Source organism: Pseudomonas sp. HN2 (assembly GCF_020736465.1).
In the GTDB taxonomy this organism is placed as follows: Bacteria; Pseudomonadota; Gammaproteobacteria; order Pseudomonadales; family Pseudomonadaceae; genus Aquipseudomonas; species Aquipseudomonas moraviensis_A.
The window spans coordinates 4,662,651-4,678,643 of the sequence record NZ_CP085885.1; the positions used below are offsets into that span (position 1 = coordinate 4,662,651).

19 protein-coding genes are annotated in these 15,993 nt (G+C 58.4%); 2 read left to right on the plus strand and 17 right to left on the minus strand.

Features of this window, described 5'->3' with window-relative positions; all coding sequences use genetic code 11:
* Positions 1 to 43 precede the first annotated feature (43 nt).
* The 15 genes from ybgF to LIS66_RS20735 form a co-directional block, all read right to left on the minus strand.
* Positions 44 to 883 (minus strand): tol-pal system protein YbgF, encoded by an 840-nt coding sequence (gene ybgF, locus LIS66_RS20665; protein ID WP_041479790.1) that lies wholly within the window; start codon positions 881 to 883, stop codon positions 44 to 46.
* A 6-nt stretch (positions 884 to 889) separates the two neighbouring features.
* Positions 890 to 1,387: a peptidoglycan-associated lipoprotein Pal gene (gene pal / locus LIS66_RS20670; protein ID WP_003178634.1), complete on the minus strand. Its 498-nt coding sequence runs from the start codon at positions 1,385 to 1,387 to the stop codon at positions 890 to 892.
* Between the two features lie 52 nt (positions 1,388 to 1,439).
* Entirely contained in the window at positions 1,440 to 2,720 is a 1,281-nt protein-coding gene (tolB, locus tag LIS66_RS20675; protein WP_082367955.1) for a Tol-Pal system beta propeller repeat protein TolB, read from the minus strand.
* Positions 2,721 to 2,737: 17 nt separating this feature from the next.
* Positions 2,738 to 3,814, minus strand: a complete 1,077-nt coding sequence (gene tolA, locus LIS66_RS20680) for a cell envelope integrity protein TolA (protein WP_227972956.1) — start codon at positions 3,812 to 3,814, stop codon at positions 2,738 to 2,740.
* Entirely contained in the window at positions 3,814 to 4,266 is a 453-nt protein-coding gene (tolR, locus tag LIS66_RS20685) for a protein TolR (RefSeq protein ID WP_161806102.1), read from the minus strand. Before tolR ends, tolA begins: the two co-directional genes overlap by 1 nt.
* A gap of 23 nt (positions 4,267 to 4,289) precedes the next feature.
* Positions 4,290 to 4,985, minus strand: a complete 696-nt coding sequence (gene tolQ / locus LIS66_RS20690; RefSeq protein WP_008080223.1) for a protein TolQ — start codon at positions 4,983 to 4,985, stop codon at positions 4,290 to 4,292.
* Positions 4,975 to 5,442: a tol-pal system-associated acyl-CoA thioesterase gene (ybgC, locus tag LIS66_RS20695; RefSeq protein ID WP_064365011.1), complete on the minus strand. Its 468-nt coding sequence runs from the start codon at positions 5,440 to 5,442 to the stop codon at positions 4,975 to 4,977. Before ybgC ends, tolQ begins: the two co-directional genes overlap by 11 nt.
* Before the next feature lie 126 nt (positions 5,443 to 5,568).
* Complete coding sequence (ruvB, locus tag LIS66_RS20700) at positions 5,569 to 6,630, minus strand: Holliday junction branch migration DNA helicase RuvB (RefSeq protein WP_024014087.1); 1,062 nt, start codon at positions 6,628 to 6,630, stop codon at positions 5,569 to 5,571.
* Positions 6,631 to 7,239, minus strand: a complete 609-nt coding sequence (gene ruvA, locus LIS66_RS20705) for a Holliday junction branch migration protein RuvA (RefSeq protein WP_024014088.1) — start codon at positions 7,237 to 7,239, stop codon at positions 6,631 to 6,633.
* Between the two features lie 114 nt (positions 7,240 to 7,353).
* Positions 7,354 to 7,881 (minus strand): crossover junction endodeoxyribonuclease RuvC, encoded by a 528-nt coding sequence (gene ruvC / locus LIS66_RS20710; protein WP_016773501.1) that lies wholly within the window; start codon positions 7,879 to 7,881, stop codon positions 7,354 to 7,356.
* Positions 7,882 to 8,036: 155 nt separating this feature from the next.
* Complete coding sequence (locus LIS66_RS20715) at positions 8,037 to 8,783, minus strand: YebC/PmpR family DNA-binding transcriptional regulator (RefSeq protein ID WP_065616725.1); 747 nt, start codon at positions 8,781 to 8,783, stop codon at positions 8,037 to 8,039.
* Positions 8,784 to 8,902: 119 nt separating this feature from the next.
* Positions 8,903 to 10,678, minus strand: a complete 1,776-nt coding sequence (aspS, locus tag LIS66_RS20720; RefSeq protein WP_227974541.1) for an aspartate--tRNA ligase — start codon at positions 10,676 to 10,678, stop codon at positions 8,903 to 8,905.
* Positions 10,679 to 10,775: 97 nt separating this feature from the next.
* The gene (locus LIS66_RS20725) at positions 10,776 to 10,997 is read right to left on the minus strand and encodes an FmdB family zinc ribbon protein (RefSeq protein WP_042607290.1); all 222 of its coding nucleotides are present in this window, start codon (positions 10,995 to 10,997) and stop codon (positions 10,776 to 10,778) included.
* 130 nt (positions 10,998 to 11,127) lie between these two features.
* A complete protein-coding gene (locus LIS66_RS20730; protein WP_042607291.1) occupies positions 11,128 to 11,466 on the minus strand; it encodes a ribbon-helix-helix domain-containing protein in 339 nt (112 codons plus the stop codon).
* Between the two features lie 181 nt (positions 11,467 to 11,647).
* A complete protein-coding gene (locus tag LIS66_RS20735) occupies positions 11,648 to 12,118 on the minus strand; it encodes a Dps family protein (protein ID WP_016773497.1) in 471 nt (156 codons plus the stop codon).
* A 310-nt stretch (positions 12,119 to 12,428) separates the two neighbouring features.
* On the opposite strand from LIS66_RS20735, the gene LIS66_RS27825 reads away from it, so the two are divergent.
* Positions 12,429 to 13,031: a cold-shock protein gene (locus tag LIS66_RS27825; protein WP_042607292.1), complete on the plus strand. Its 603-nt coding sequence runs from the start codon at positions 12,429 to 12,431 to the stop codon at positions 13,029 to 13,031.
* Between the two features lie 64 nt (positions 13,032 to 13,095).
* On the opposite strand, the gene LIS66_RS20745 is transcribed toward LIS66_RS27825, so the two are convergent.
* Together LIS66_RS20745 and LIS66_RS20750 are read right to left on the minus strand one after the other, a co-directional pair.
* On the minus strand, positions 13,096 to 13,302 hold the full coding sequence (locus LIS66_RS20745; protein ID WP_016773495.1) for a SlyX family protein: 207 nt from the start codon (positions 13,300 to 13,302) through the stop codon (positions 13,096 to 13,098).
* A gap of 3 nt (positions 13,303 to 13,305) precedes the next feature.
* Positions 13,306 to 13,731 (minus strand): HIT family protein, encoded by a 426-nt coding sequence (locus LIS66_RS20750; RefSeq protein WP_227972957.1) that lies wholly within the window; start codon positions 13,729 to 13,731, stop codon positions 13,306 to 13,308.
* A gap of 888 nt (positions 13,732 to 14,619) precedes the next feature.
* Here LIS66_RS20750 and LIS66_RS20755 point away from each other — a divergent pair.
* On the plus strand, positions 14,620 to 15,969 hold the full coding sequence (locus LIS66_RS20755) for an OprD family porin (RefSeq protein WP_042607294.1): 1,350 nt from the start codon (positions 14,620 to 14,622) through the stop codon (positions 15,967 to 15,969).
* Positions 15,970 to 15,993 lie beyond the last annotated feature (24 nt).

Genomic DNA, 15,993 nt, shown 5'->3' on the forward strand with positions numbered 1-15,993 from the left:
CCCGCGACAAGCGCGGGTTTCTTCAAAACACGGATAAACAGGCTTACATGCGCTGCAGATCACGCTGGGCCAATTGCGCGGCGGACGTGCCCGGATATTGGGACACCACCTGCTGCAGAATGCCTTTGACCTTGTCGGTATGACCGAGGCGGCGTTCTACGTCAGCCAGTTTGTACAGCGAGTCCGGCACTTTGTTGTGCTTGGGATACAGCTGCGAAACCTTGGCAAAGGCCTGACCTGCACCTTGCAGATCACCCTTGGCCAGGTTCACTTCGCCCAACCAGTATTGAGCGTTGCCCGCGTACTGGCTGTTCGGATATTTGCGCAGGAAAGCCGCGAAGGCCTGGCTGGCCTTGTCGAAATCCTTGGCTTTGATCAGGTCGAAAGCGGCATCGTAATACAGCTTTTCCTTGGCCGGATCAGCCGGTTCGCTACCCGCAGCAGGGGCTTGGGCGGCCGCAGCAGCACCCGCGCCTGCGGCAGCACCGGCAGCAGCACTTGCATCGCCGCCGGCAGAAGAATTCTCGGGAGTCGCGGCTGGTGCAACGCCGGATCCTATGCGCCGATCAAGATCCTGGTATCGCTCCAGGGATTCCTGCTTCATGCGCGCAACCTGATTCTGCAGTTCTTCGATCACGCCCTGTTGGCGCGAGATCTGATCCTGCATCTGTTGCAATTGGTTGAACAGCATGCCTTGTGCCGAGGCAGGGGCCGAAGCCGCTCCCCCGGCATAGGCGCCGTTCGTACCGTAACCCGCAGGCGGATAACTGCTCCCGCTATTGTTATAACCGGAGTTGTCATCGACCACAGGAACCGCAGCCCACGCCGCAAGCGGCGCGAGGCTGAGAGCCAGAACAGTTACAGCACGACGGCACGTTCGCATATCGAATTACTTACGCAGTTCGACGCGACGGTTCTGGGCCCAGGACTGCTCGTCGTTGCCGGTAGCAACTGGACGCTCTTCGCCGTAGGAAACCAGTTCCAGCTGAGCTGGGGAAACACCTTGCAGTACCAGGTAGCGCTGAACGGCTTTCGCACGACGCTCGCCCAGTGCCATGTTGTACTCACGAGTACCACGTTCGTCGGTGTTGCCTTCCAGAACAACGCGAGCGCCGTTTGCTTTCAGGTCTTTGGCGTGAACGTCCAGAGCGCGCATGGCTTCTGGCTTCAGGTCCGAGCTGTCGTATTCGAAGTAGAAGGTGGTGATTGCGCGCAGAGCAGCTTCTTCGCTCAGGGAGCCGTCAACGGCACCGGTGTTTGCGCCGTAACCAGCGTTTGGATCAACAGCGCCTTCGCCGGCGTTGTCGCCGCCTTTGGACGAGCAACCTACAGCTACAGCCATGGCCAGAGCCAGCGCAGCAAATTTACCAAACTTCAGCATTTCCATCGTGAAACTCCTAATGAACCCCAGTGTGTTAAGTAAAACGTGTAGCGCCCGCTCACTTCAGGTAAGGGGACCAGGACGGTTCTCTGACTTCGCCTTGAGCGGTAGGAAGCGGGAGCCTCACGCGCCCATTAATGGACACGAGCATCAAGACTCCCCGGCCCTGTTGGCGGGTGGCGTAGATTACCATGGTGCCGTTGGGCGCAACAGTAGGTGACTCGTCCAGAGTGCTATCAGTGAGGATCTTTACACTACCCCGCTGCAGATCCTGAGCTGCCACCTTGAAATTGGTGAAGCCATCCTGACGATGGATCATCACCAAAGTCTTTTCATCAGCCGAAAGTTTCGGGTTGGCGTTGTAGTTGCCCACGAACGTCACACGCTCGGCACCACCGCCACCGACGCTGGTTTTATAGATTTGCGGCTTGCCGCCACGGTCGGAGGTGAAGTAGATGGTCGAGCCATCCTTGCCCCAGAACGGTTCGGTATTGATGCCCTGACCATTGGTTACACGGCTGATCTGGCGCGAACCGAGGTTCATCACGTAGATGTCCGGGTTACCGTCTTTCGACAGAACGAACGCCAGGCGATTGCCATCCGGCGACCAGGCTGGCGCGCCGTTGAGGCCTTCGAAGTTGGTGATCTGCTCACGGCGACCGGTGTCGATGTTCTGCATGAAGATGCGCGGACGCTTCTGCTCGAACGACACATAGGCGATACGTTTGCCGTCCGGCGCGAAACGTGGCGACAGGATCGGCTCGCGGGATTGCAGCAGCGTCACTGCACGAGCGCCGTCGTAGTCGGAACGTTGCAGGGTGTAACGCGTGTTCTTCTCGGAGAAGCGCTCGGCGGTTACGTACAGCAGACGCGTCGAGAACGCGCCGTCGATGCCGGTCAGCTTCTGGAACGACTGATCGGAAATGAAGTGCGCCATGTCACGGATCTGGTCGGTAGTACCGGAAACACTGCCGTCAGCCACTTTCTGTTCGGTGGCAACGTTGAACAGTGCCCACTGCACCTGCAGACGACCGCCCGCTGGAGCAATGCTGCCGACCATCACGTATTGAGCGCCCAATGCCTTCCAGTCACGGAAGATGATTTCGCTCGGCTGGCTTGGCTGGCTGATCATGTTCTGCTTGGGGATCGGCGCGTAATAGCCAGAGTTGCGCAAATCGTTACCGATAATTTCTGCCATGTCATCCGGCAGCACGGCACCGCCCTGCATGCCGAATGGAACGACGGCGATCGGCGTAGCCCGGTCAGTGCCACTGCTGATCAGGATGTTCTTTTCGTCTGCTACCGCTATCCCTGCAAGGCAGCAGATAACGACCAGCATTGATCGAAGAATAGTTCTCACAAGCCTAAATCCTCAGGATTGAATGTCATCTTGAATGAGCGATACGGAGCAAAATCAGCGGGGCTCAAGCCCTGCATTTCCGTCAATCGCCCGATATTCTTAACCGCGGCTACCGCAGAAGCGTCAAATGGAGCATCGCCGCTGGACTTTGTGACCGTAGCACCCGTTACGGTACCGTCCGGCAACATACTGATCCGAAGCTCCACTTTCATGCCTTTACGCGCCGAAGGTGGAAGATTCCAACCCTCCGAAACACGGAGCCTGATCAGGTCATCGAAATCACCCGCTACGCTGTCGCCAAGTTCGTCCGCCTTGGTCGCTGCCCGATCCGTCTTGTCCGAAAGCAACTCAGCCAACGCCTGAGCCTTTTTGTCTTCAGCCGACTTGCGCGCTGCATCCTGGGCCTTTTTCTTGGCAGCGTCAGCAGCAGCCTTTTTCTTCGCGTCTTCGGCGACTTTCTTCTTCGCCTCTTCAGCTTCAGCTTTCTTCTTGGCGTCTTCGGCGGCTTTCTTCTTCGCGTCTTCGACGATCTTCTTCTTGGCTTCTTCGGCAGCGGCTTTCTTGGCCTCTTCCTCAGCAGCTTTTTTCGCTTCGTCTTCGGCCTTCTTCTTGGCTATATCAGCCAATTGTTTCTCTTCGGCTTTTTTGGCTTCGGATTTCTTCGCGTCATCGGCTTTTTTGGCTTCATCAGCCTTTTTCGCTTCGTCCGCTTTTTTTGCCTCGTCGGCCTTCTTCGCTTCCTCGGCCTTTTGAGCCGCTTCCTCTTTCTTTTGTTCCGCCGCTTTCACCGCTTCCTGCTCGATCTTTTTCTGTTCGAGCTGTTCGACTTCAGTCTGGCGCGCGGCAGTTTTCTTCGCCTCACCCGCAATCTTCTGATTGGTCTGGGTAGTCGCCGGACTTTTCGATTTCAGCTGGTACAGAGTCGCCTGGACGATCGGCTTGGCCGGCGGCAGTTCGGGCGTGAAGGCAAAACTGACGAACAGCATGCCGAATACCAGCACGTGCAGGACAATTGCCAGAACACTAGGCCAGAAGTAGCTTTCCGAGGCGGACGGCTCTCGCTGTTGCTGCATCAGGGGGCCTCGGTAATCAGACCAACGTTACCGACCCCGGCTTTCTGCAACCCGCCCATGGCACCCATGACGGCGCCGTAGTCGACAGTCTTGTCGCCACGAATGAACACCTGGGTGCGTTTGCCGCCTTCGGTGCCGACGCGAATGATCTTGGTCACTGCGTCAGTCATCTGCGGCAGGGTCATGGCCCTGTCCTGTTGCTTCTCGGTGTCGACTTCGCTGCCAAGGTTCCAGTAGTAGGTCTTGTCAGCCTTGATCGAAATGGTCAGGACCTGGGTGTTGTTGTCCTGCGGCAAGGCTTCGCTGGAAACCTTGGGCAGATCAACTTTCACGCCCTGATTGAGCATCGGCGCGGTCACCATGAAGATGACCAGCAGCACCAACATCACGTCGATGTAGGGCACCACGTTCATCTCGGCGACCGGCTTGCGCTTTTTGCGAGCTCGAGCGATTAAAGCCATCGGGAAATACCTGCTTATTCTTCGCTGGTGTGCACTTTGCGGTGCAGGATCGCCTGGAATTCATCGGCGAAGGTGTAGTAGCGGCCCAGCAAGGTTTCGCTGCGTGCAGCAAAACGGTTGTAAGCGATGACCGCCGGGATCGCAGCGAACAGGCCGATCGCCGTGGCGATCAGGGCTTCGGCGATACCCGGGGCAACGGTGGCAAGGGTCGCCTGCTGAGCGCTGGCCAGACCGCGGAAGGAGTTCATGATCCCCCAGACGGTACCGAACAGACCGATGTACGGGCTGACCGAACCGACGGTGGCGAGGAACGGCAGGCTCTGTTCGAGCTTCTCTTCTTCACGGGAGATGGCCACGCGCATGGCACGAGCGACACCTTCCATCACGGCTTCAGGATCGACGCCTGGCTGCTGACGCAGACGGGAGAATTCCTTGAAACCGGCACGGAAGATCTGCTCGACGCCCGAATCCGGATCCGGATTGCTGCCGGCCTGACGGTACAGTTTGGACAGATCGATACCCGACCAGAAGCGCTCTTCGAAGCTCTCCAGGGCGCGTCGACCGGCACGCAGCAAGTTGCTGCGCTGAAAGATCATGATCCATGAGGTCACCGATGCGGCCACCAGGGTCAACATTACCAACTGCACCACGATGCTGGCATTGCTGACCAGGCTCCACATGGAGGAATGGTCGACGACGTTAGCTTCCACGCTTTATCTCCTGCTCTGAGTGTGTACCCGGGCCGACCGCGTCGGCAAAGGCCGCACGCAGGTCTTCGGGAAGGGCCCGGGGTTTCAAACTGTCGGTGCGCACGCAGGCCACCAAAAACTGCCCTTCGCAGAGCAGCACATTATCCGTGGCCCGCCTGACCTGCTGTCTGAAGCGCAGGCTGGCACGGTTCAATTCGGTTACATCAGCGCTTACCAGCAGTTCGTCATCCAGTCGCGCCGGCGCGTGGTAGCGCGCTTCGCTGGAATGCACGACGAACAACAGGTCCTCTCCGGCCAGCTGCGATTGGGCAAAGCCCAGTTCCCGTAGCCGTTCGGTTCGAGCCCGTTCCATAAACTTGAGGTAATTAACGTAATACACGATGCCGCCCGCATCGGTGTCCTCGTAATAAACGCGACAACGATGTGCGAACGGCCCAAGCCCGTTTTGCGCGCGCATACTCTAGTGCTTACTCCTCAGGTTGCCAATCCGGCAGACAACTGTTTTTCGTGGTTTCAAAGCTATAACGCAAAAGTACCGTCCTATGACCGTACAAACCCTGAATAAATCACCAACAAATGTGTATCAATCGTCCACGGCGTCGAGAAACTCGTCTGCCACGGGCATCTCACCCATACGCGATGGAACGTTCAAACCGAAATGCAGGTAGGCATGGCGCGTCACCACCCTGCCCCGGGGTGTGCGCATGATATAGCCCTGCTGGATCAGATAGGGCTCGAGTACGTCTTCAATGGTGTGGCGTTCTTCACTGATTGCCGCCGCCAGACTGTCGATCCCGACCGGGCCGCCGTCGAACTTCTCGATCATGGTCAGCAGCAGTCGCCGGTCCTGGTGATCGAAACCGTGTTCGTCGACATCCAGCAGGTTCAGCGCCAGATCTGCGACCGCTTTGGTGATGTGGCCCTTGGCGCGGACCTCGGCGAAGTCGCGTACTCGGCGCAGCAGCCGGTTGGCAATTCGTGGCGTGCCACGAGCACGACGGGCGATCTCGAACGAACCTTCCGGATCCAGCGGCAGACCCAGAATCGCCGCCGAACGGCTGACGATCGTTGCCAGGTCGGCGGTGCTGTAGAACTCCAGGCGCTGGACGATACCGAAGCGGTCACGCAGCGGATTGGTCAGCATGCCCGCGCGGGTAGTCGCACCGACCAGAGTGAACGGCGGCAGATCCAGCTTGATCGAGCGGGCCGCCGGCCCTTCGCCGATCATGATGTCGAGCTGGAAATCTTCCATCGCCGGATACAGCACTTCTTCAACGATCGGCGACAGTCGATGGATTTCGTCGATGAACAGCACGTCGTGCGGTTCAAGATTGGTCAGCAATGCGGCCAGATCACCAGGGCGCTCGAGCACCGGGCCCGAAGTGCTCTTGATCGACACGCCCATTTCCTGGGCAATGATGTTCGCCAGCGTGGTCTTGCCCAGACCCGGTGGGCCGAAGATCAAGGTGTGATCGAGGGATTCGCTACGGCCACGAGCGGCCTGGATGAACAGTTCCATCTGCTCGCGCACGGTCGGCTGGCCAATGTAATCGGCCAGGCTGACGGGACGAATCGCCCGGTCCTGGACTTCTTCGCGCTCGCGCGGGCTGTGCGCGGCGGCGATCAGACGGTCAGCTTCAATCACTTAAATCATTCCCTTCAGAGCGCGGCGGATCAGGTCTTCGCTGCTCAGGTTCTTGTCTTTGATCGCGGAAATCGCCTTGCTCGCTTCCTGCGGCTTGTAGCCCAAGGATATCAACGCACTGACGGCATCGGTCTCGGCGCTGTTGACCGGCGCCGGGCCGTCCGGCTGATTCGGCACCAGCGCGAACATCGCCGGCGAAGTTTCCCAGGCTTTGAAACGGTCTTTCAATTCGACCAGCAAACGCTCGGCAGTCTTCTTGCCAACCCCAGGCACCTTGGTCAGCGCCGAGGTGTCCTGAGACTGCACGCAACGCACCAGCTCATCGACTTCCAGGCTCGACATCAGCGCCAGCGCCAGTTTCGGCCCGACCCCGTTGAGACGGATCAGCTCGCGGAAGAAGTCTCGCTCACGCTTGCCGGCAAAACCATAGAGCAATTGCGCATCTTCGCGTACGACCAAGTGGGTGTGCAGGGTCAGCGGTTCACCGACCGACGGCAGGCGATAAAGGGTGGTCATCGGCACTTCCACCTCATAGCCGAGGCCGTTTACATCGAGAATCAGGTGCGGCGGCTGTTTCTCAGCCAGAGTGCCGCGCAAGCGTCCAATCACGTTTGAAATCCTTGAGCGCTGGCCAGCCGTGGGCTGGCGACGATTGAAGGGGGCTTGCGCGCCGGCAACACAGGCACCGAAAAGCCACTTTCAGGAAAATTGATGCTGATGCTATCAGAGACGCAGGCGCCCGCCACGACTGCGTGCGGTTCCCAGACCGTGGGGGAGCAGGCTCGAGCGTGTATGCGCATGGCAGATGGCGATCGCCAGGGCGTCGGAGGCGTCGATTTGCGGCTTGCTGGTCAATTTGAGCATGTGCATGACCATCATCTGCACCTGCTCTTTATTGGCCGCGCCCGTGCCGACCACGGCCTGTTTGACTTGCGTGGCGGTGTACTCGGCAATTTCGAGGCATTCTTCAGCGCCAGCAACAATCGCAGCGCCGCGCGCCTGACCGAGCTTCAGCGCCGAGTCGGCGTTTTTCGCCATGAACACCTTTTCGATGCCCATGGTCACCGGGCCATAGGTCTTGATGATCTCGCGCACGCCGCGATAGACGATCTGCAGACGCTCATGCAGCTCGCCGGAACCGGTGCGAATGCAGCCCGAAGCCACATAGATGCAGCCGCCCCGCCCGGTATCGCGAACGATCCCGTAACCGGTGATGCGCGAACCGGGGTCGATACCAAGAATTAGAGTCATAACGCCTGCAGATTCATAAAAACGATTTATCTGACAACCAATAGCAAATGTGGGAGCGAGCCTGCTCGCGAACGCGGTATATCAGCAACACAGGTGCTGAATGACACACCGCTTTCGCGAGCTGGCTCGCTCCCACAGGGAAGACTAGTCGCTAATCAACCCAACTGAGCAGCGACGTCTTCCGGGATATCCGCGTTGGAATAAACGTTCTGCACGTCATCCAGGTCCTCGAGCATGTCGATCAGCTTGAGCACCTTTTCCGCGCCTTCCAGATCCAGCTCGGCGCTGGTGGTTGGCTGCATCACGATTTCCGCGTCGTCGCCCTTGAACCCGGCCGCTTCCAGCGCGTTGCGCACCGCATAGAAACCGGTGAACGAGGTGAACACGTCGATCGAACCGTCTTCGTGGGTGACCACGTCATCGGCGTCGGCTTCCAGCGCCGCTTCGGTCAGCGCGTCTTCATCGATGCCCGGGGCGAAGCTGATCTGGCCCTTGCGTTCGAACAGATACGCCACCGAACCGTCGGTGCCGAGGTTGCCTCCACACTTGCTGAACGCGTGACGCACAGCCGCGGCGGTACGGTTGCGGTTGTCGGTCATGCACTCGACCATCACCGCCACGCCGCCCGGGCCGTAGCCTTCGTAGGTCAGTTCTTCAACGTTGTCCGCTTCGGTGGCACCGGCACCGCGCGCGACGGCGCGGTCGATGATGTCGCGGCTCATGTTGGCGCTCAACGCCTTGTCCAGCGCCAGACGCAAACGCGGGTTGGAACCCGGATCACCGCCACCCTGACGGGCGGCAACGGTCAGTTCACGGATCCACTTGGTGAAGATCTTGCCCCTCTTGGCATCCTGACGTTCTTTGCGGTGCTTGATGTTTGCCCACTTGGAATGACCTGCCATAACTTGCTCCGAATGCTCTTTGAAACCTTGCCCGCCCTGCCGAGGCAGCGGCCGGCAATTGAAAAATTCGACCTGAGAAAGAAAAAAGGCGCATCCGAAGATGCGCCTTCAGGCCCGTCTTACTCAGCCTTTGGCGTTTCGCGCAGGCGAATGTGCAGCTCGCGCAATGCCTTCGCGTCGACCACGCCCGGAGCCTGCGTCATCACGTCGGCAGCACTCTGGGTTTTCGGGAAGGCGATCACTTCACGGATCGACTGGGCGCCGGTCATCAGCATCACCAGACGGTCCAGACCGAAGGCCAGACCACCGTGCGGCGGTGCACCGTACTTCAGCGCGTCGAGCAGGAAGCCGAACTTCTCTTCCTGTTCCGCTTCGTTGATGCCCAGCAGACGGAATACCGCTTGCTGCATTTCCTTGCGGTGGATACGGATCGAACCGCCGCCCAACTCGGTGCCGTTCAGCACCATGTCGTACGCACGGGACAGCGCGCCGGCCGGGTTGGCTTCGAGTTCCTGCGGGGTGCACTTCGGTGCGGTGAACGGGTGGTGCAGCGCGGAGAAGCTGCCGTCGTCGTTCTCTTCGAACATCGGGAAGTCGACGACCCACATTGGCGCCCACTCGCAGGTCAGCAGCTTGAGGTCGTGACCGAGCTTGATACGCAGCGCGCCCAGGGCTTCGCTGACGATCTTGGCCTTGTCGGCACCGAAGAACACGATGTCGCCGTCGACTGCGCCGACGCGATCGAGGATCACGTTGAGCTTGTCTTCAGGAATGTTCTTCACGATCGGCGATTGCAGACCTTCAACACCGGCCGCGCGCTCGTTGACCTTGATGTACGCCAGGCCCTTGGCACCGTAGATGCCGACAAACTTGGTGTAATCGTCGATCTGCTTGCGCGGCATGCTCGCCCCGCCTGGAACGCGCAGTGCGGCGATACGGCACTTCGGATCATTGGCCGGGCCGCTGAATACCTTGAAGTCGACTTCTTTGAGCTGGTCGGCAACGTCGACCAGTTCCAGCGGAATACGCAGGTCCGGCTTGTCCGAACCGTAGCGGCGCATGGCCTCTTCGAAGGTCATGTGCGGGAATTCGCCGAATTCCAGATCCAGCACTTCCTTGAACAGGTTGCGGATCATCTGCTCGGTCAGGCCCATGATCTCTTTTTCATCGAGGAAGCTGGTCTCGATGTCGATCTGGGTGAATTCCGGCTGACGGTCCGCACGCAGGTCTTCGTCACGGAAGCACTTGGCGATCTGGTAGTAACGGTCGAAGCCGGCCACCATCAGCAGCTGCTTGAACAGCTGCGGCGATTGCGGCAGGGCGAAGAACGAACCGGCGTGGGTGCGGCTCGGCACCAAATAGTCACGCGCACCTTCAGGGGTGGCACGGGTCAGGATCGGCGTTTCGACGTCGAGGAAGCCGTTCTCGTCGAGGAAGCGGCGGATGCTGGTGGTCATGCGCGAACGCAGACGCAGCTTCTCGGCCATTTCCGGACGACGCAGGTCGAGGAAGCGATAGCGCAGGCGGATTTCTTCGCCGACGTCGGAGAACTCGTTGAGCGGGAACGGCGGGGTTTCCGACTCGTTCAGCACTTCCAGTTCATAACCCAGCACTTCGATCATGCCCGACGCCATGTTGGCGTTGGTCGCACCGGCCGGACGCAGACGCACCTTGCCGGTGATCTTCACGACGTATTCGCTGCGCACGCGATCGGCGGCGGCGAAGCTCTCGGCGCGATCCGGATCGAACACCACCTGAGCCAGACCGTCACGATCACGGATATCGAGGAAAATCACCCCGCCGTGGTCGCGGCGACGGTGGACCCATCCGCAAAGGGTAATTTCCTGGCCTTCCAGGCTTTCGTTCAGTTGGCCGCAATAGTGGCTGCGCATCATGGTGTCGTTCGCTTCTCGTAATTCGAAATTCGGTGGAGTAACCGTCGCTTCAAGCAATGCGGCCACTCACGCGTGTCGTTCGTTCAGGGTTTGAACCCTAGTCAGCTTTGTCGCCACCGGCCAGATTCTTCTTGGCTCCGGTCTTGAAATCGGTCTCGTACCAACCGTTGCCGCTGAGGCGAAAACCCGGCATGGACAGCTGCTTCTTCAGATCTGGCGCCTGGCAGGCAGGGCAGTCGACCAGCGGTGCGTCGCTGATCTTCTGAATGGCTTCCAACTGATGACCACAGGAAGCACATTGGTAATCGTACATTGGCATGGGGGTGTCTCGGCGATCGGATTGCTGCCGCGCGCAGGGCTTTGCGGCGAAAGCGCGGGATTATATCGATTAAATGCGCCCTGTGCAGCCGTAACACTGCACAGGCCGCAACCTCGTTGCACCTTCCGTTTCAGCGCGAAACGCCGGGTGCGAGATCCTTGATCCCGTTCATGACGCACACTACCCGAATCAGCGCACTGAAGTTCTTCACCCCGCCGTGCCGCAGATGCACCTCACGATCGACGTGGGATAACAATGTGCTGATCGTACAATGATTGTCCTCGGCCATGCCGCCGAGGATGTTCCAGTAGACCTGCTCGAGTCGCAGGCAGGTCGCGAAACCGTTGAGCCGGATTGATCGGGACAAGGGCCGGATCAGGTTCATGTCGAACTCGCTGACAAACGGATCGACCTTTATTACGTGCCGCGAAGCCGACATCCTGTCGCTTCGCCTGTCTCCTTCTACCATAGCGTTGACACTCCTTTGCCATGACTGCTGATTTATAAGGCAACATCCTGCGCCTTCATAAAAACCCAGTGACAAAGTTATCGCCATACGACTTGTTGACCAGCCTCGTAGGATAAGCCAACGACAATGGTAAGAGCCTGGACAGGGTGCGGACGGCTTGACGGCGCCCGCACCGGCCGACTTACTCCTCGAGCAGTGCGCGCAGCATCCAGGCGGTTTTCTCGTGCACCTGCATACGCTGGGTCAGCAGGTCGGCTGTCGGCTCGTCGCTGACCTTGTCCAGCAGCGGGAAAATACCCCGCGCGGTGCGGGTCACCGCTTCCTGGCCCTCGACCAATTGCTTGATCATGTCCTCGGCGCTCGGCACACCGACCTCTTCTTTAATAGAGGACAGCCGCGCGTAGGTCGCATAAGCCCCCGGCGCCGGAAAGCCCAACGCACGAATACGCTCGGCGATTGAATCGACGGCCAGCGCCAGCTCGTTGTATTGCTCTTCGAACATCAGATGCAGCGTGCGGAACATCGGGCCAGTGACGTTCCAGTGGAAGTTATGGGTTTTCAGATACAGCACGTAGGTGTCCGACAGCAGTCGCGACAGCCCTTCGACGATGGATTTGCGGTCTTCTTCACTGATACCGATATCAATTGCCATGCTTACCCCCTAACAGTGATTGAATTCATCCAGCAGGTTCAGCCCCACTTTAGCAAGGCAAGCGCTGGCTCGCAGCTATGAATCGGTGATCAGACTGCGACAAATCGACCGTTTCCGTGCCGCTGGCCGGGCTGATTTGAGTAGCCGCAGGCTTTGCTGTTAAATAGGCAGTGTGTCGCCACCCCCCATTTTCCGGGGTGTTGCGCATAGGCTGATCAGTGTACGTGTCCACCGCCTCTTATTTTGTCCTGAAGCGAACCGTGCGCCTTCAGCTCTTCCTTGTGAGCCGTCATAACGTGAGCCAATCAAAATGTTGAAAATCGTCCACTTGCTAATGGGCGCAGCAGCCTTGCTGCTGTCGTTCATACCCAGCCTGAAAGCCGAAGCCGTTCCTTACCTGCAACAGCCCGATGCACTTTACCTGGCCTTTTTCGGCCTGCTGAACCTGGTCATCGCTCCAGTGATTCCCTACTGGAACAAAGGCCCGCGCCAGCATCTGCAAAATCTGGTCAGCGCGCTGCTGGTGCTGACCGTCGTCCTGCAAACCCTGACCCTGATCGCACCGATGCCGGTCATCGCTGGCCAGCCGGCCGTGCTGTTCAGCCTGGCGATTGCGCTGGTTGCCGTGCTGCTGCACCTGGCCGTCAGCTTCTACAAATCGTCACCGGCCGCCGCGCCGACTACCTATGACATGAGCAATCGCGATACCGGCACCGTGAAGTGGTTCAACACTTCCAAGGGTTTCGGTTTTATCTCCCGGGACTCCGGCGATGATATTTTCGTGCACTTTCGCGCCATTCGTGGCGAAGGCCATCGCGTCCTGGTCGAAGGCCAGCGCGTCGAGTTCTCGGTGATGAACCGCGACAAAGGCCTGCAAGCCGAGGACGTGATCGCCGCCCTGCCGCGTCGCTGATCCAAAGCAAAAAAAACCGCGAGCAGCCTGACTGTTCGCGGTTTTTTTGTGCCTGCCGAATGGCTCAATAATGCGGCGGCGGTGCATCTTCTTCAAAAGCACCAAACTGCCCGACCATTTCCTCGTGACGCTTGATCAGCGCTTCCATCTGCAATTGCAGGCGCTCGATAACCCTCTGCTGGGCCACCAGCACATCGTTCAATGCCTGAATGGTGTCATCCTGAAAGGCCAGACGGCTTTCCAGGTCGGTAACGCGTTCTTCAAGGCTCATGACTCAGCCCTCCACAAAAGTGAATTCTTCAGTCAGTACCAGGCGCAGGCGCTCGCGAATGGCTACCACCTGGTCCCCGCTGTACGGCTTGGCCGGATGCTTGCCCCAGACCGGCGCAGGCCAGGCGGCATCGTCGCGTTTGCGCACGATCACATGCATGTGCAATTGACTGACAACGTTCCCCAGGGTCGCCACGTTCAGCTTGTCGGCATCGAACGAATCCTTGAGCAACTCCGCAAGGGTGGTGGTTTCCCGCCAGAGTTGCTGCTGATCGGCGACATCCAACTGAAACAACTCGCTTGTATCCTCGCGGCGAGGCACCAGGATGAACCACGGGTAATTACTGTCGTTGGACAGCAACAGCCGGCACAACGGAAAGTCGCCGATGACCAGGGTGTCCTGTTGAAGTCGTGAATCCAAAGCAAACACTGTACGTACTCCCGGCTGATCATATGACTCAGCTTAGCGGCCGGTTCCGAAAACCGGCGCGCCAAGCGACAGAGCGGCAGCATACCTGCGAATGCAGCGGGCTTCACGCTGCCTCCGGCGCTAAATCGCCAGGCGCTCCGACATGAGACATTTATCCCATCCGCGCACCAACACCGCCCCTGACATGAGCCTGAACGTGAAGAGACGCATGAAAATCCTTGATCTGCCGAGTCTCGAGTCAGTCCTCGCTCGATCGCTCCAGGCTTGATCGTGTATTTTTGCACCAAAATTGCACAACGGGTCTACGCTCACTGGGTCAGGCATCCGCCAAATACTCACGGCGGGGTGAACCGGTAACGTTTTTGGTTGTCCTGCGCGTCTTTGGTGCGTTGCAACACGATTGGGAGAATCTCGTCAAGCCCGCGACCAAACAGGCCCGAGGCCCCGTTTTCACAAGGTTTTCACATATGCGGGCGGCACCCGAAAAAATAACCGCACCGATTTTGCGGTTTGTGCACGCTTGTTGCATTCGTAACCGTATGGACTAAAAGCGCACCACTGGAAGTGGTCGGCTGAAGCCAATAAAAACAGTGGCAGGGTTGCCCGATGGAGATTCAAGTGTTTTGCCAGGGACTCTTTTTATCGATGCAAAAAGGCCCGGATACAGCGATTGAAGTTGTCAGTCAGGCTGCATTGGTACTGTGAATTTGCGACATCCAGCGCTCCTTCCGCGACAACGCCGTAAAGAAGCTGAAAGGTTGGTTTCGCAAGTATCGCCAACATTGTCGGCGTGATATAAGTTTGCGCCGACACAAAAAGAAAGAGCCGCCCAGATAATAAAACAGGTGGGACGGCAGTACTCTTCTAAAACCAAAGGAGCAAATCACGATGCGCGTGATGAAGTGGAGCATGATCGCACTGGCCGTTGCAGCAGCAGCCAGTTCGCAGTTGGCTACGGCCGCCCCGTTTGTCAGTGACCAGGCTGAAGCCAAAGGTTTCGTTGAAGACGCGAAACTCACCGAGACGTTGAAGAACTACTACTTCAACCGCGACAACAAGAACGGTGGCCGCGACCAGAAAGACTGGACCCAGGGCTTCCTCGGCAACTTCACCTCCGGTTATACCCAAGGCACCGTGGGTGTAGGTATTGATGCATACGGTTATCTGGCCTTGAAACTGGATGGCGGTGACGGTACTTCCGGTACTGGCAACATGAGCCGTAGCGATACCGTGAAGGCCAACGGCTATGGCCGCGACGTCAATGACAGTCAGGGCAAGGCAGGCGCTTCCATCAAGTTCCGCGTCTCCAAGACCGAACTGAAATTCGGCGACATGCAGCCAAGCACTTCTCCGGTGTTCGCTGTCGGCGGTTCCCGCATCCTTCCGCAAACTGCCACTGGCTTCCAGTTGCAGAGCAGCGAAGTGAAAGACCTTGACCTCGAAGCCGGTCACTTCTACTCCGGCTCCAGCCAGGACAAGAACGCCCGCGATGGTGGCCTCTACGCTACCTACGCCGGTGTTGAAGCGAACAACATCGACTACTTCGGCGGCAAGTACTCGATCACTGACAACCTCAGTGCATCGCTGTACGGCGCAAAACTGGAAGACATCTGGAACCAGTACTACGCCAACGTGAACCTCACCACTCCGTTCGGTGGTGACACTTCGCTGAACACCGACTTCAACATCTACCGCACCACCGACACCGGTAGTGCCGAAGCGGGTGACATCAGCAACACCACGTTCTCCCTGGCAACCGCTTTGTCGTTCCTCAAAGCGCACACCTTTACCCTGGCCTTCCAGAAGGTCAACGGCGACACCCCGTTCGACTACATCGGCGTGGGCAAGAACAACCGTGGTGGCGACTCGATCTTCCTCGCCAACTCCATCCAGTACTCTGACTTCAACGGCGCAGGCGAGAAATCCGTCCAGGCCCGTTACGACCTGAAAATGGCCGAGTACGGCGTTCCTGGCCTGAGCTTCATGGTTCGTTACGTCAAAGGTTGGGATATCGACGGTACCAACACTCCAGCGGGCAGCGCTTACGCCGGTCTGTATGGTGATGATGGCAAACACCACGAAACCAACTTTGAAGCCAAGTACGTTGTTCAAAGCGGCCCGGCCAAAGATCTTTCCTTCCGCATTCGTCAAGCCTGGCACGTTGCCAACGCTGACGAAGGTGAAGGCGATGTCAAAGAGTTCCGCCTGATCACCGAGTACCCGCTGAACATCTTGTAATCGTCAGTGGTTAGTTTCAAAGCA